Annotated in this window: 14 protein-coding genes; 9 read left to right on the forward strand and 5 right to left on the reverse strand. The window is 72.2% G+C overall.

From position 1 onward, the window contains the following. Positions 1-52: 52 nt before the first annotated feature. The 3 genes from ACO229_RS21330 to ACO229_RS21340 form a co-directional block, all read right to left on the reverse strand. Positions 53-1177, reverse strand: a complete 1125-nt coding sequence (locus ACO229_RS21330; RefSeq protein WP_423462725.1) for an RDD family protein — start codon at positions 1175-1177, stop codon at positions 53-55. A gap of 39 nt (positions 1178-1216) precedes the next feature. Further along, positions 1217-2332 carry a mannonate dehydratase gene (locus tag ACO229_RS21335; RefSeq protein ID WP_423465329.1) on the reverse strand — a complete coding sequence of 372 codons (1116 nt, stop codon included), beginning with the start codon at positions 2330-2332 and terminating at the stop codon, positions 1217-1219. 111 nt (positions 2333-2443) lie between these two features. Beyond that, positions 2444-5458 carry a glycoside hydrolase family 2 TIM barrel-domain containing protein gene (locus ACO229_RS21340; RefSeq protein ID WP_423462726.1) on the reverse strand — a complete coding sequence of 1005 codons (3015 nt, stop codon included), beginning with the start codon at positions 5456-5458 and terminating at the stop codon, positions 2444-2446. Between the two features lie 166 nt (positions 5459-5624). On the opposite strand from ACO229_RS21340, the gene ACO229_RS21345 reads away from it, so the two are divergent. The 4 genes from ACO229_RS21345 (at position 5625) to ACO229_RS21360 (ending at position 8519) form a co-directional block, all read left to right on the forward strand. Continuing rightward, a complete protein-coding gene (locus ACO229_RS21345) occupies positions 5625-6116 on the forward strand; it encodes a nitroreductase family deazaflavin-dependent oxidoreductase (RefSeq protein ID WP_423462727.1) in 492 nt (163 codons plus the stop codon). 10 nt (positions 6117-6126) lie between these two features. Then, positions 6127-6456, forward strand: a complete 330-nt coding sequence (locus ACO229_RS21350; RefSeq protein WP_423462728.1) for a TfoX/Sxy family protein — start codon at positions 6127-6129, stop codon at positions 6454-6456. Between the two features lie 97 nt (positions 6457-6553). Further along, positions 6554-7930, forward strand: a complete 1377-nt coding sequence (locus tag ACO229_RS21355) for an AAA family ATPase (protein WP_423462729.1) — start codon at positions 6554-6556, stop codon at positions 7928-7930. Further along, complete coding sequence (locus tag ACO229_RS21360) at positions 7917-8519, forward strand: RloB family protein (protein ID WP_423462730.1); 603 nt, start codon at positions 7917-7919, stop codon at positions 8517-8519. The genes ACO229_RS21355 and ACO229_RS21360 overlap by 14 nt, the downstream gene beginning before the upstream one ends. A 26-nt stretch (positions 8520-8545) precedes the next feature. On the opposite strand, the gene ACO229_RS21365 is transcribed toward ACO229_RS21360, so the two are convergent. Next, positions 8546-9955: a PLP-dependent aminotransferase family protein gene (locus ACO229_RS21365; RefSeq protein WP_423462731.1), complete on the reverse strand. Its 1410-nt coding sequence runs from the start codon at positions 9953-9955 to the stop codon at positions 8546-8548. Between ACO229_RS21365 and ACO229_RS21370 the strand changes: the two genes are divergently transcribed. From ACO229_RS21370 to ACO229_RS21390, 5 genes are all read left to right on the forward strand, one after another. Next, the gene (locus tag ACO229_RS21370; RefSeq protein ID WP_423462732.1) at positions 9954-10883 is read left to right on the forward strand and encodes a DMT family transporter; all 930 of its coding nucleotides are present in this window, start codon (positions 9954-9956) and stop codon (positions 10881-10883) included. The two genes, ACO229_RS21365 and ACO229_RS21370, sit on opposite strands and share 2 nt — an antisense overlap. 65 nt (positions 10884-10948) lie before the next feature. After that, a complete protein-coding gene (locus ACO229_RS21375; RefSeq protein WP_397412378.1) occupies positions 10949-11311 on the forward strand; it encodes a DUF3817 domain-containing protein in 363 nt (120 codons plus the stop codon). 87 nt (positions 11312-11398) lie between these two features. Beyond that, positions 11399-11923, forward strand: coding sequence for a VOC family protein (locus ACO229_RS21380; RefSeq protein WP_423462733.1), 525 nt, complete (start codon positions 11399-11401; stop codon positions 11921-11923). Positions 11924-11961: 38 nt separating this feature from the next. Continuing rightward, positions 11962-12780 (forward strand): MerR family transcriptional regulator, encoded by an 819-nt coding sequence (locus ACO229_RS21385; protein ID WP_423462734.1) that lies wholly within the window; start codon positions 11962-11964, stop codon positions 12778-12780. A gap of 433 nt (positions 12781-13213) precedes the next feature. After that, positions 13214-13720, forward strand: coding sequence for an FBP domain-containing protein (locus tag ACO229_RS21390; protein ID WP_423462735.1), 507 nt, complete (start codon positions 13214-13216; stop codon positions 13718-13720). Between the two features lie 93 nt (positions 13721-13813). On the opposite strand, the gene ACO229_RS21395 is transcribed toward ACO229_RS21390, so the two are convergent. After that, positions 13814-14056: a hypothetical protein gene (locus ACO229_RS21395; protein WP_397412370.1), complete on the reverse strand. Its 243-nt coding sequence runs from the start codon at positions 14054-14056 to the stop codon at positions 13814-13816. Positions 14057-14166 lie beyond the last annotated feature (110 nt).

Genomic DNA, 14166 nt, shown 5'->3' on the forward strand with positions numbered 1-14166 from the left:
TCAGGATGACCCCGTGCTGGGGACGGCGGCCACGGAAATTCCGGCGGGTCCGTCAGCGCCCGAGGCCGGACCCGGTGTAGCTCGCCAGGCCGCCGCACGACGCCACGACGTCTCCGTCGGCGAGCAGCCGGACGTCGATCCATGGCTGCTCGTCCAGCTCGGCGAGAACCGTGTCCGCCCCGGGATCGGTGATGTCGACCTGGGCGTCGTGCCGGTCCCCGTCCGCCGCGATGGTCCGTGCGTGCGTGAACCCCTCGTTGCCCGTCCAGGACTCGAGGTCGCCCGAGCCGATGTCCCAGGTCCGGGAGATCACCGGCTCCTCGCCGTGCGCTGGACGGGCGTCGAGCTCGATCCGGTAGCCGACCTGGCGGGCCGACGGGTCGCTGGTCCACGTGACCGTCGCGCCCGGTCGGACGGTGCGGGTCTCCCGGACGGTCCACAGGCGGCGTTCCTGGTCGATCTGCACGGATCCGGCCGGCTTGATCTCCCCGGAGACGAACGCCGGCTTCGTGGTCGCCACCTCGCACAGCGACTCGTCGACCGCGGAGTCGGTGCTGGCGCTGCTGATCGGCACGCACCCGTACCCCACGCCGAGCACGCAGACCACGATCGCGGCCGAGTACGCGACGGTCCGCGGCCGCCGCGGGAGGTCGAGGGCCGCCCGCAGCACCACGGTCCGCACGATCGAGTCGGCGAACGTCTGCCGCTTCCTGTGCCAGACCGGCCGCAGGTAGCCGATCAGCAGGATCGCGTCGAGCAGGTGCAGCACCCAGCGCGCCAGGGTCCGGCCCAGCCCGGCCGGCCGGTGCTCGTCCTCGCGGACCACGCGGATGCCCGTCACCAGCTTGCCCGGCGTCCACCCGCTCAGGGCCTGCAGCACCAGCAGGGCCAGGAGGGCGGCGGCCGGGACCAGGACCAGGGGGCCGCCGGCCCGGGCGGCCTCGACCGTCGTCCCCCACCCAGGGGTGAGGGTGGGCCAGGCGACACCGGTGCCGAGTGCCAGCCAGGTCACCCCAGCGAGGATCGCGTCGTCCAGCAGGGCCGCGAGCACGCGCTGCCCCCACGAGGCGTACCGCGGCCCGACCACGACGCCTGCCAGCGCACCGTGGGTGCCCGGCGCGACCGCCACACCGGACGTCGTTCCCCCGTCAGCCCCGGACCCCTCGCTGCTCACCATCCCTGGATCATGGCAGCGAGGAGGTCCGTCGGCCAGGAATCAGCCCTGGTAGCGGTACGCGTCCCACACGCCGAGCAGGTACTGGATGCCCAGCGCCCGGTCGTAGAGGCCGTAGCCGGGGCGGGGCTTGTTGGTGGTGTTCTCGTCCCACAGGTGCCGGCCGTGGTCGGGCCGGATGTACCCCTGGTAGTCCGCCTCGGCGTACGCCTTCATGATCCCGGTGGTGTCGACGCTGCCCTCGCACGCGCGGTGCGCCACCTCGGTGAAGTCGCCGTTGTCGAAGTGCTTGATGTTGCGCACGTGGCTGAAGTGGATGCGGTCCATGAACGTCCGCACCGCGTCGACGGCGTCGTGCTCCGGGTTGGCGGAGAAGCTGCCCAGGCAGAGTGTCAGACCGTTGTACGGGCTGGGGTTCAGGTCGAGCACGCGGGCGATGCCCTCCGTGGTGGAGACCACGCGCGGCCAGCCGAACACGTCGAAGGGCGGGTCGTCCGGGTGCACGCCGAGCTTCACGTCGACCTCCTCGCACACGGGGATCACGGCGTCCAGGAAGTACTTGTAGTTGACGTACATGTCGTCGTGCGTGACGCCCTCGTAGGCGGCGTTGAGCTCATGGAAGCTCGCGAGCCGCTCGGGCTCCCAGCCCGGCAGGGTGAGGCCGTGGGTGTTGGCCTCCATGTCGGCGATCAGGCTCTCGGGCGACATCTGGTCGACCACTGCCTTCTCGTAGTACAGGGCGGTCGAACCGTCGGGCAGCGGGTGCCACAGGTCGGTGCGGAGCCAGTCGAAGACGGGCATGAAGTTGTAGCAGACCACCTTCACACCCGCCCGGCCGAGCCGGCGGATCGTGGTCACGTAGTTCTCGATCGCCTCGTCCCGGCTCAGGCCGAGCACGGTGCGGCCGAGCTTGATCGACTCGTGCACGTTGACCGACTCGACCACCTCGGCATCGAACGTCTTCGTGATGCCCTGGGCCCGCGCCGCGTCCGACAGGCCCTGGATCTTGGCGATCTCGGCGTCGATCTCGGCCTGCTCCCACACCTCGCCGGCCTGCTTGTGGTGCAGGCTCCACACGATGGTCTCCACGCCAGGGATCTGGCGCACGTGATCCAGCGTCACGGTGTCGTTGCCCTCGCCGTACCAGCGGAAGCCCATCTTCACAGCGGTTCTCCTCGTCGTCGTTGTCCAGCCGCTCTTGTATACATGATGCCCGCCCCGGCGAGCGGGGCGGGCATCATGCTCACGGAGTGGTTGGCCTGGCGCGGCTCAGAGCGCGGTGAAGCGCAGGCGCATCCGGAAGGGTGCCGCGTGGAGCTGAGCGTTCGGCAGCACGCCCGGACCGCACGCCGCGCTGCCGACGCCGTGCTGCGCGACGTCGAGGTGCAGCCACAGCCGGCCGTCCGGCACGAGCTCGTGCGGGTGCGCCGCCCGGTCGAGCGCCTCGTCGGACCACGGGCGCAGGGACAGCTCGAAGCCGACCTGCGGACGACCCCCGACGCTCGTCCCGCCCGAGTCGACCCGCAGGCCCGAGCCGTCCGCGAAGGACAGGACGGCGCTGGTCACGCCCCGTCGTGCGCCGTTCTCCTGCGGGTGCGTGTACCGGGTCTGCCAGTCGGCGACCGTGTGCTCCCACGCCCCGCCGAGCGCCGCCTTCCTGGAGTCCGCGTACGACTCGTCCGGGCCGAGACCGGTCCAGCGCACCCCGGCGTCGGCGGCCTGCGGCTCGTCGAGCGCGAGCAGCAGACCGAGGCGCGCGACGCTCTGCGGCCAGCGCCCCTCCGGGCGCACGTCCAGGAGCAGGTCGACGGCGTCCGGCGCGTCCGTGACCGGCTGCCACGTGGAGCGCGTGGCGAAGCCCGCGCGCGTCGTCGGGCCCGCGACGCGCGCGTCGATCTCCAGCGCGCCGTCCTCCCGCACCACGACCCCGGCCTTGCGCTCGGACAGCAGGTGCAGGCCGGCGCTGCGCCACACGTCGGCGTCGGACAGGCCGCGCCACATGCCGGCGCGGCGGTCGTTGTCGGTGGGTGCGCGCCAGGCGTCCACCCGGAAGGCGTGCACCTCGCGGCCCGCGAGCGACCGCAGGCCGCCGCGGCGGTCGAAGCGCGCCGGGCCCGCCGAGTACCCGCCGTCGGTCTCGACGGCCACCCGGCCGGACGGCGCGGGCAGCGGCGCCGGCTCCACGAGCAGGAGCTGCCCCGACCCGAGCACGAACCCGGGCTCCAGCCACGCCTCCTCCAGCGCGTCGGCCTTCTCCTGCACGGCCCGCAGCGTCCACCAGACCGGCGCGGCGCCGGGCTCCGGCAGGGTCAGGTCGGCCGGCGGGCGGACGACGGCCTCGGCCCCGGCGTCCAGCACCAGGTCGAGAGTGCCCGTGGCCAGCTCCTCGTCGCCGCGGTGCAGCGTCCAGCGCAGCTCCGCGTGGCTCGTGTCCCGGAACACGTACCGGTTGCGCACCAGCAGGGATCCGTCCGGCTGTGCGTCGATCCGGACCGGCGAGAACACCGCCGCCGTCTCCAGCAGACCCGGGGAAGGGGTCCGGTCGGGCAGGAGCAGGCCGTCGGCGATGAACGTGCCGTCGTGGAACCGCTCGCCGAAGTCGCCGCCGTACGCCGAGAACAGGTTGCCCTCGGCGTCCGTGCGGGTCAGGCCGTGGTCGATCCACTCCCAGATGAATCCGCCCATCAGGCGGGGGTACCGGTCGAACAGCGCGTCGTAGTCGGACAGGCCGCCCGGGCCGTTGCCCATGGCGTGCGCGTACTCGCACTGCAGGAACGGCATGCCCCGGCGGCGGGCGTCGGCGTCGGCGCGCTCCAGCTCGGGCTCGATGCCCTGCCCGACGAGGTTCACGTACTCGGTCTCGGCGTACATCCGCGAGTAGACGTCCACGTGCTCGCTGGACCAGTCGCCCTCGTAGTGGATCGGGCGGCTCGGGTCGAGCGCGCGCACGGCGGCGGCCATGGCGGGCACGTTGATGCCGCTGCCCGCCTCGTTGCCGAGCGACCACAGGACGATGCTCGCGTGGTGGCCGTCGCGGCGCACCATCCGGGTGACGCGGTCGACGAGCACCTCGGTCCAGCCCGGGTCGTCGACCGGGTTGCCCTCCCAGCCCCGGTCGTCCGTGAAGCCGTGCGTCTCCAGGTCGTTCTCGTCGATGACGTAGAGGCCGTACCGGTCGCACAGGTCCAGGAAGTGCGGGTGCGGCGGGTAGTGGCTCGTGCGGACGGCGTTGATGTGGTGCCGCTTCATGAGCAGCACGTCCTCGAGCATCCGCTCCGGGGTCACCGACCGCCCGCGCAGCGGGTCGAACTCGTGCCGGTTCACGCCGCGCAGCGTGACCGCCCGGCCGTTGACCAGGAACACGCCGTCCTCGATCGAGACGGTGCGGAAGCCGACGGCGAGCGTCACCGTCTCGGTCTCGGTCGTGACCACGACGTCGTAGAGCCGCGGGCGCTCGGCGCTCCAGGGCTCGACGGCCACCTGGACCTCCTCGCCCGACACCGCCTCGACGCCGAGCTCCGGCACGGCGACCCGGGCGGCCACGGCGTCCCGGCCGTCGCCCGCGGTGCGGCCGTCCAGGGGGAAGGCGTCCACGGTGAAGGCGTCCACGCGCAGCGTGCCCGTGCCGGTCGTGTGGTCGTAGGCGGCCTGCACGCGCACGTCGTCGAGCGCGCCGTCGGGACGGTGCTCCAGCGACACGCTGCGGAAGATGCCCGAGAGCCACCACTGGTCCTGGTCCTCGACGTACGACATCGCCGACCACTTGGTGACCCGTACCGCGAGCAGGTGGTCGGTGCCGGGCCGCAGCCGGCCGGTCAGGTCCACCTCGGTGGGCAGCCGGGAGCCGTGCGACGTCGCGAGCAGCTCGCCGTCGAGCGCCACCTGGAACCACGAGTCCACCCCCTCGAAGCGCAGCAGGGTGCGGCCGCCCTCGGGCCAGTCCGCCGGGAGCCGCAGCGTGGTGCGGTACTCGCCGGTCGGGTTGTCGTCGGGCACGTGGGGCGGCTCGATCGGGAACGGGAAGGTCACGTTGTTGTACTCGGGCACGCCGTACGGCCAGGCGTGCGGGGCCTGCGCGAGCTGCCAGTGGCCGGGCACGGCCAGACGGTCCCAGCCGTCCCCCGGCTCCGCACGGTCCACGCCCGTGTCGGGGTGCGGGAACAGCCGGAACCGCCACTCCCCGTCGAGCGACACCGTCACGGCGCTCGACGCTCCGGCCGGCGGGCGGAACCGCGGCGCGACCACGCCGTCCGGCACGGCAACGGTCTCGTGGGTGATGGTCATGACTCCTCCAGGCGACGTCGGTCGGGGAAGCGCACGAGCGGGAGCGCCGGTCGAGACGCTACACCCGCGGGTGTTCAACGTTGCAGGCCGTGATCACCGGCCGTCGCCCGCTCGCGGGACACCGGCTCCGCAGGCGACCGAGGCCGTCCGGACCCACCATGAGCAGATGGCCGGCCTGCTGGACACCTTTCGCTCCCTGATCGCGCCGCTGACGCGCACACGGGCCTTCCGTGCCGTCGGCCCGGTGCTGCTGCCGCCCCTCGAACGGGCGGTCGCCTGGTGCTCCGGCGGGCGCCTGCAGGTGAGCGCGCTGCTCGTGCCCTCCCTCGTGCTGCACTCGACCGGGGCGCGGACGGGCCGGCAGCGGGACACGTACCTCATGTACACCCCCGACGGACCGGGGCGCGCGATCGTCGCGGGCTCGGCGTTCGCCCAGGATCGGCACCCCGCCTGGACCTACAACCTGCTGGCCCACCCGGAGGCGAGCATCAGCGTGCACGGCCGTCGCATCCCCGTCCGGGCCACGCTCGTGGGCGACGACGAGCGTGACGCCGTCTGGGCGCAGATCGAGCGGCAGTGGCCGGGGTACCGGCAGTACGAACGGACGTCCGGCCGCGTGGTGCGCCTGTTCCGCCTGGAGCGGCTGCCCCGGACGTAACCTCGGAGGTATGGCCTACGACCAGACCCTCGCCGACGAGGTGCGGCACGCCCTGGCCGGCGAGCCCGGGCTCTCCGAGAAGCGCATGTTCGGCGGGCTGTCGTTCCTGGTGGACGGCACCCTCGCCGTGGCGGTGCGCGGCGACGGGCTGCTGGTCCGGGTGGGCGCGGACGCTGCCGAGGAGCTGGCCGACACCACGGCCGCCCGCCGCGCCGTGATGGGCGCCCGGACCATGGCGGGCTGGCTGGACGTCCCGGCGGACGCGCTCGGCTCCGAGGCCGGGCTCACCACCTGGGTGCGGCGCGGCTTGACCTGGGCCCGAGCACTGCCGACCAGGTAGACCCCCAGGCAGCCGACACCGACGTGCACACAACGTTATCCACACGAATTTGGTCGAAGTTCGACAGATGCGGTGTCGATAGTGCAATTATTGGCCCATGATCCTCCTGCGCTTCCGGGTTGAGAATCACCGGAGCATCCGTGACGAAGCCGAGCTGTCGCTGGTCCGGCCGTCGCTGACCACCGTGCGCCCCAAGGACCAGGACTGGGTCGGCGCCACGACCCGAGTGGCTGGAATCTACGGCGCGAACGCATCGGGCAAGTCGACAGTGGTCGATTCGATCGAGTTCTTCCAGGCCATGATCGTGAGCTCAGCAACGTCGTGGAGCCTTCGAAGGAGACTTCCACAGCAGCCCTTCCGGCTGGCATCTGGGTCCACACCCGAACCATCCGCCTATGCGGTCGACTTCGTGTTCGAGGATGTTCGGTACCAGTACGGTTTCGAGATCACCGAGAACGCCGTGCGCCAGGAGTGGCTCTACGACTACCCCAGCACGAAGCATCGGGTTCTGTTCGAACGGGACGGCAACGAGTTCAAGTTCGGCCGCGCCCTGGTCGGCTCGCCCAAGCTGCATGCCGCTGCCACCGGGAGCCGCACCCTCTTCCTTTCCAAGGCAGCTGGCAACGGACATGAACTGCTCGGTCGACTGTTCGCTGCTTTCGCGGACCAGATCGTGGTTGCCGACTTCTCCGAGCAGGATCGCAATCGCCGCCTCCATCAGATCACTGAGGGGATCGCGGAAGGCGACATCGGACTCAACGACGTGAAGACGCTGCTGCGGGTCGCCGACATCGGTATCGCAGATGTGGGAATCGACGAGTCGGAAGTCCCCGACGAGGTTCGAGAACTCAGCAAAGAACTGAACGAGCTGTTTCATCGGCACCTGGAACCTGAGCCGGAAGAGCATGGCGAACACGGTGAGGCTTCAGCGGCCACCGAAGCACCATCGACCGCGCGGCCCGCGCTCCAGGTCGATGTGATCCGACGCGCTCTGATGTTCCAGCACACCGGCCGCAACGGCGTCTTTCCCTTGCCCTTGGAATCCCAGAGCACCGGAACACTCTCCTGGCTGAGCCTGGCCCTTCCGGCACTGACCATCCTGCGCTCGGGTGGATTGCTCGTGGTTGACGAGATCGACGCAAGCCTGCATCCGCAGTTGTCGCAGGTGATCCTCCGGATGTTCAAGGATCCGGACTACAACCACACTGGAGCCCAGCTGGTCTTCACGACACACGACACGTTCTTGCTGTCCGTCCAATCGGATTCGATGCTCATCCCCGAGGAGACCTGGTTCACCGAGAAGGACGGTGACGGCGCCACGTCGCTCTTCTCGCTGGCGGAGTTCCCGACCCGCCCGGACCAGAACTTCTCGAAGCGCTATCTCGACGGCCGTTACGGAGCCATCCCACGCACTGCTCGGTCCTTCCTCGTGACTCTCCTCGACGAGGAGACGAAGGATCATGCAGATGCGTAAGGGTGGTTCCGTCAGGAGAGCCCGTCCCGGTCGTCGCGAGAACAAGAAGCTGCTTGTCGTCACCGAAGGCGAGATCACCGAGATCCAGTACGTGCAGGGGCTCACCCAGCATCTGAGAACCGCCGGCGTCACCGTGGTCCCATGCACCGTCCAGCGTGGTGGGGGCGAGCCGTCCCGTGTCCTGGCGAGGGCCCGTGCTCTTGCCGCGAAAGGTGACTACGAGGCGGTGTGGCTGGTGGTGGACGTGGACGACCACGCGACCCTGGATGCGGTCCTGCGTCAGTGCGACACCGGATCCGAGACCGTTGTCGTGTCGAATCCCCAGTTCGAGGTGTGGTTACTGTGGCACTTCACGGACAGCACCGCACCCCACACGGCAGGTTCACTCAAGAAAGAACTCAGGCGCCATGGTTTCGTCGGTGCGTGCAAGCACCTCCCCGCAGATTTTCCGTTCGATCGGGTCGACCACGCTGTCGGCGTCGCCAAGGACAAGAGCCGAGCCACTGCCCTCAACACCCGTGGCCCCAACCCTTCGAGCAGCATGCACCTCCTGGTCGCGGCACTTCAGGGCAGAGCAGCAGGAACATAGCTAACACCGACGCACCCACCTGACCGCTACGCCTGCCGCGCCAGCATCTCCCCGATCACGCGCGCCCCCTCGGGGAACGCCCCCGGGTTCGGGCCGGAGTAGTTGAGCCGCAGGAAGGCCCCCGTCGGCTCGGCCGGGAACCACTCGTCACCGGCCGCGACCACCACGCCCGCCGCCTCGCAGTCCCGGACCAGCCGGGCGAGGTCCGTCGTGTCGGGGAGCCGTACCCACAGATTGAGGCCGCCCTGCGGCACCGCCTCGACCTGCGCCTCCGGCACGTGCTCGCGCAGTGCCGCGAGCAGCAGGTCACGGCGTCCCGCGAGCTGCTGACGCAGACCACGCAGGTGGGTGCGCCAGGCAGGCTGGGTCACGACGTCGAGCGCCACGGCCTGAAGCATGCCGCTCACGTACATCGACTCGGCCTGCGCGCCGGCGAGGATGCGGTCGCGTGCGGGCCCGCGCGCGACGAGCCCGGCCACCCGCACCGCCGGCGACACGCTCTTGGCCAGCGAGCGCACATAGACCACGTGCCCGGCGTCGTCGCGGGCGGCGAGCGGCACCACGTCCTCGGTCAGGCCGAAGTCGTGCGCCCAGTCGTCCTCGATCACGTACGCGCCGTGCTGCCGGGCCAGCCGCAGCACCTCGTCGGACAGCGCCGCCGTCCAGCGCGCCCCGCTCGGGTTGGCGAAGTGCGGCTGCGCGTACAGGGCCCGTGCCCCGGTCTGCTCGAACGCACGCGCGAGTGCCTCCGCGTCGGGGCCGCCGGGGCCGCTGGGCACCGGCACCACCTGCACGCCCACCTGCTCGGCGGCCAGCAGGGCGCCCCAGTAGGTGGGCGACTCCACCAGCAGCGGGCGACCCTCGCCCACCAGGGCCCGGAACGTGATGCTCAGGCTGCTCTGGCTACCGGGAAAGACGACGACGTCGCTCGGCGCGGGCGGTGCGACGCCGACGGGTGCGGCACCACCCACCTCGGCCGCGAACCAGGCCTGGAGCGCGGGCTCGCCCGCCGCGGGCGACCGGGTCACCGCGGCGTCGGTGCGCGCCGCCCGGATGAAGGCGGCGCGGACCAGGCGCTCGGGCAGGAGCTCGCGGTCCGGATAGCCGGAGTGCAGCGCGACGACGTCGTTCGGCACGGTGTGCTGCGCGCGGGAGAGCTGCTGGGCGGGCTTCGGCCGGGGCCCGAGCGCCGCCGTCTGCCAGCCGAAGTCGTGGGGGCGGGCCACCCGCACGGCTCGCACGAACGCCCCGACGCCGGGCCGGGTCTCCACGACTCCCTGCGCCACGAGGGTGCGCAGCGCCTTCTGCACGGTGACCGGGCTCGCGCCGTACCGCGTCACCAGCTCCCGGCTGGACGGCAGCCGCGCGCCAGGTGCCGCGTCCGCGATCCACTCGCGCAGCCCGGCGACGATGCGACCGCTGCTATCGTCATACATGACAGCCAACAGTAGCGCTACCCTCGCGGCGCGCAGGCCGCTATCGACCTCTCGCGCCGGGCTCTGGTGGGGGCTCCTCGGGGTCCTGGCGTTCTCGTTCACCCTCCCCTTCACGCGCGTGGTGGTCGGCGGCGGCGCCATGTCGCCGCTGTTCGTGTCCTGCGGGCGGGCCGTGGTCGCGGCGGTGCTGGCCTCGGCCGCCCTCGCGATCACCCGGCAGCGCCGGCCGCGTGGCACGCAGTGGGCACGGCTCGCGGTCGTCGCGGGCGGGGTGGTGGTCGGCTTCCCGGTGCTGACGTCGTTCGCGCTCACCACGGCGCCGGCCGGCCATGCCGCGGTGGTGGTCGCGCTGCTGCCCGCGGTGACCGCGGTGCTGGTGGTGCTGCGCGGGCACGAGCGGCCCCGCACCTCGTTCTGGGTCATGGCGGCGCTGGGCGCGGTCGCGGCGATCACCTTCGCCTCGGTCCAGGGTGGCGGGCTCGGCGGGCTGCACGGGTCCGACCTGCTGCTCCTCGCCGCCGTCCTCGCGTGCGGGTTCGGCTACGCGGAGGGCGGGCTGCTCTCCCGTGCGCTCGGCTCCTGGCAGACGATCTCCTGGGCGCTCGTGCTCGCCGCCGTGCCGATGGCGCTGCTCACAGCGGTCTCGGTGGTGCGGCAGCCGCCGTCGGGCAGCCCGCTCGACTGGGCGCTGTTCGGCTACCTGGGGACCGTGAGCATGTTCCTGGGCTTCGTGGCCTGGTACCGCGGGCTCGCGATCGGGCCGATGGCGCAGGTCAGCCAGGTGCAGCTGGTCCAGCCCGTGCTGGGTATCGCCTGGGCGGCGCTGCTGCTGCACGAGCAGGTGGGCTGGCCCACGGTGCTCGGCGGGGCGGCGGTCATCGTCTGCGCGGGCGTCGCCGTGCGGTCCCGGCTGAGGCAGCCCGGCTGAGGCGCACCGCCGGCGTCGGGCAGACTGGGGCACACGTCCCGTCCCGCCTCCGGAAGGAACCCCGCATGCCCCCGATGTCCCGTCTGGGCCGCCTGTTCGCCGTCGTCGCCTGGATCGAGGCGTTCACCTGGGCCGGGCTGCTGGTCGGGATGTTCCTCAAGTACGTCACCGAGACCACCGAGGCGGGGGTGTGGCTGTTCGGCCGGCTGCACGGCGGGGCGTTCGTGCTGTTCGTCGTGGTCACGCTGGTCGTCGCCGTGCGGCTGCGCTGGGGCTGGTTCCGCACGCTGGTGGCGCTGGCGTCGTCGGTGCCCCCGCTGACCACGCTGCTCGCCGAGTGGTGGCTGAAGCGCACGGGGCACCTCGCCGAACCCGCGGACCGTGCGGCGGCCACGCAGGAGCCCGCGGAACCGCAGCTCACGCGCTAGCTCGACGCCGGCCCCAGGCCCCGGCCCCGCGAAAAAGACCCGGGGCCGGCTTGAACCTCACGCGACGTGAGGGGGCAGCCTGACGGCATGACCGACATCTACCCCGCTTTCGACGTCAGCCCCGTCCCCGTGCCCGGACCGGACGCCCGTGCTCCGGAGCTCTTCCGCGGCATCTACGGCATGCCGATGTTCGTGACCGTGCCCACCACCGACCTGGCCGCGTCCACGGACTTCTGGGTCCGCGGGCTCGGCTTCTTCGAGTTCTACTCGGCGCCGGGCCAGGTCGTGCACCTGCGCCGCTGGATGTTCCAGGACGTGCTGCTGGTGCCCGCGGACCCGGCGACGGGTGCACCCGCTCCGGGCTCCGGGCCGGCCCTGAGCGTGAGCTTCTCGTGCGTGCTCGGCCAGGCCGGCGAGATCGCCACGGCCTGCGAGGAGCTCGTACCCGGCTGCACCACCGGCCCCCGCACCATGCCGTGGGGCACCGTCGACGTGGACGTGGTCACCCCCGAGAACGTCCGCGTGACCATGACCGCGGCCCAGCCCTGGGACCCGGACAGCGCCGCGGCCCGGAACCTGCGCGACGTGGGCATCGACGCGCCCGCGGAGTGACACCGCGGGCCGCGGTCCCGGCTGCGAGACTGGGTCAGATGACCCACCTGCGCGCTGCCGGCGCGGTGCCGCCGGACGGCCTGACCGTCGGCGGCGCCGCGTCCGCCGTCGGCGTCACCGTCCGCACCCTGCACCACTGGGACGAGCTGGGCCTGGCCAGCCCGTCCCGCCGCACCACGGGCGGCCACCGCCTGTACGACGCCGCGGACGTGACCCGGCTGCACCGGATCCGGCTCTACCGCGAGCTCGGCGTACCGCTTTCCGACGTGGCGGCCCTGCTCGACGCGCCGGCCGAGCACGCGGAGGAGTCGCTGCTGCGGCAGCGCGACCAGGTACGGGACCGCATCCGCCACCTGGAGCGGTCCGCCGAGGCCCTGGACCGGCTCATCGAGGCCCGCCGGTCCGGCGTGCTGCTCACGCCCGATGAGCAGGCGAAGATCTTCGGCGCGGACTGGCAGCCCGCCTGGACCGCCGAGGCCCGCGAGCGCTGGGGCGACACCGCGCAGTGGGCGCAGTACGCCGAGCGCGCGGCCGACCGTGGCCCGGAGGACTACCGCCGGATCGTGGCCGACCTGGAGGTGCTGCACGCCGACCTGGGCGCCGCCGTCCGGGAGGGCGTGCCACCGGACAGCGCGCGGGCCCGCGCGCTCGCGGAGCGGCACCGGGCGTCGGTCGGCGCCTACTTCGACTGCACCCACTCGATGCACGTCTGCCTCGGCCGCACGTACGTCACCGATCCCGGCTACCGCTCGTTCTACGACGGCATCGCACCGGGCCTGGCCGGGTGGCTCCGGGACGCGGTGGACGCCAACGCCCGGGCGTACGGCGTCGACCCGGAGACTGCTACGTGGACCTAGGGGTGGAGCCAGGGGTGGAGCTGGGACCGGCACCCGGACAGGCCTGTGGGCAAAAGCACGTGTCCCTCGCGGGGCGTGTGTCGTAGCATCGAACGGTCGGCTCCGTGGCGTCTCGCCCGGCCGGCTCCACCGGACACAGGAGCGAGAGATGCGGGAACTCACCGCGGGATGCGGGGCGGCCGTCCAGGCCTGCTCGGGCAGCACCCGTACCCGCGTCACGACTCTCTGAGCTTCCCTGCCGCGCACCCACCGACCGTTCAGCGGTCGTGTGCGCCTCGGCGGGACGTCGGAGGGCGGGCGCGGCGTCGTCCCCTGCCCTGCCGCCCGCCGGCCCGGTCGCCTCCGTGTCGAGGTGACCGCGGCGTCGTCGTGCACGTCCGTGCCGACGGCTTGATGCCGGCGGCGGCTCCGAACGACCGGAAGCCGATACCTGATGAACCCCCTGACCGAGAAGCAGATCCGCGCGTCCTTCCTGAACGCGAGCAAGCGGGAGGCCTCGCAGGCCACCCTGCCCGACCTCGACACCCTCGACTGGGAGCACCTGGACTACCTGGGCTGGCACGACCGCAAGGCGCCGCTGTCCTCGTACGTGGTGCTCGAGCTCGACGGCACCCCGACCGGGGTGCTGCTGCGCTCCACCGACGCCAAGACGGGTCGCGCCCGCGCCAAGGGCGTGTGCGCGTGGTGCGAGGACGTGGTCGTGACCGACGAGGTCTCGATGTACGTCGCCCGCCGCGGTGGCGCGTCCGGCCGCAACGGCAACACGATCGGCACGCTGATCTGCACCGAGTTCGTGTGCTCGCGCAACGTGCGGCGCACGCCCACGTTCACGGAGGCGGGCAACGACCCGGCCGTGCGTGAGCTGATCACCGACCGCCGCATCGCCGGTCTGCGCGAACGCGCCGCGCGGTTCGTGGCAGAGGTCGGCAGCACGCGCTGACCTTCGCGTCGGGCGCACAGGTCCCCGTGGCCTGTGCGTCCGACAGGCGCGCGTGCGGCCGCAGGGCCGGGGCCGGGACGCACCACCGCCGGTTCATGCGGTGCGCAGCCGCGCGGCCGCGGCGATGGCTGCCTCGCACCACACGACGGCCGGACGGTCGACGGCGCCGTGCACCACGATCTGCCGGCAGAGCTCGCCCAGGCCCTCGGTCGCCGCCCGCTCGGCGTCGACACCGGGGAACATGCGGTGCACCGAGAAGACGACCGCGCGACGGTGCGCCGCCCACTCCGCGGGGTTCGAGGCGAGGCCGTAGGTCCTGCTCGTTGTCTGCGTCATGCCCTGCAGACGCGGCGGTCGCGCGGATGTCACAGCACTTCGGGGACCGAGTTTTCACGTCGCGGAAGTGTCCGTCTCCCGATGGGCCCCGCGACCCTTCCGGATCCGGG

Source organism: Promicromonospora sp. MS192, assembly GCF_049532985.1.
GTDB lineage: Bacteria > Actinomycetota > Actinomycetes > Actinomycetales > Cellulomonadaceae > Promicromonospora.

Coding starts and splice junctions, on each gene's coding strand:
- ACO229_RS21340 (WP_423462726.1), bottom strand. CDS start 5,458: ATGACCATCACCCACGAGACCGTTGCCGTGCCGGACGGCGTGGTCGCG.
- ACO229_RS21390 (WP_423462735.1), top strand. CDS start 13,214: ATGAACCCCCTGACCGAGAAGCAGATCCGCGCGTCCTTCCTGAACGCG.
- ACO229_RS21360 (WP_423462730.1), top strand. CDS start 7,917: ATGCAGATGCGTAAGGGTGGTTCCGTCAGGAGAGCCCGTCCCGGTCGT.
- ACO229_RS21375 (WP_397412378.1), top strand. CDS start 10,949: ATGCCCCCGATGTCCCGTCTGGGCCGCCTGTTCGCCGTCGTCGCCTGG.
- ACO229_RS21330 (WP_423462725.1), bottom strand. CDS start 1,177: ATGGTGAGCAGCGAGGGGTCCGGGGCTGACGGGGGAACGACGTCCGGT.
- ACO229_RS21345 (WP_423462727.1), top strand. CDS start 5,625: ATGGCCGGCCTGCTGGACACCTTTCGCTCCCTGATCGCGCCGCTGACG.
- ACO229_RS21350 (WP_423462728.1), top strand. CDS start 6,127: ATGGCCTACGACCAGACCCTCGCCGACGAGGTGCGGCACGCCCTGGCC.
- ACO229_RS21380 (WP_423462733.1), top strand. CDS start 11,399: ATGACCGACATCTACCCCGCTTTCGACGTCAGCCCCGTCCCCGTGCCC.
- ACO229_RS21385 (WP_423462734.1), top strand. CDS start 11,962: ATGACCCACCTGCGCGCTGCCGGCGCGGTGCCGCCGGACGGCCTGACC.
- ACO229_RS21355 (WP_423462729.1), top strand. CDS start 6,554: ATGATCCTCCTGCGCTTCCGGGTTGAGAATCACCGGAGCATCCGTGAC.
- ACO229_RS21365 (WP_423462731.1), bottom strand. CDS start 9,955: ATGTATGACGATAGCAGCGGTCGCATCGTCGCCGGGCTGCGCGAGTGG.
- ACO229_RS21370 (WP_423462732.1), top strand. CDS start 9,954: ATGACAGCCAACAGTAGCGCTACCCTCGCGGCGCGCAGGCCGCTATCG.
- ACO229_RS21395 (WP_397412370.1), bottom strand. CDS start 14,056: ATGACGCAGACAACGAGCAGGACCTACGGCCTCGCCTCGAACCCCGCG.
- ACO229_RS21335 (WP_423465329.1), bottom strand. CDS start 2,332: ATGGGCTTCCGCTGGTACGGCGAGGGCAACGACACCGTGACGCTGGAT.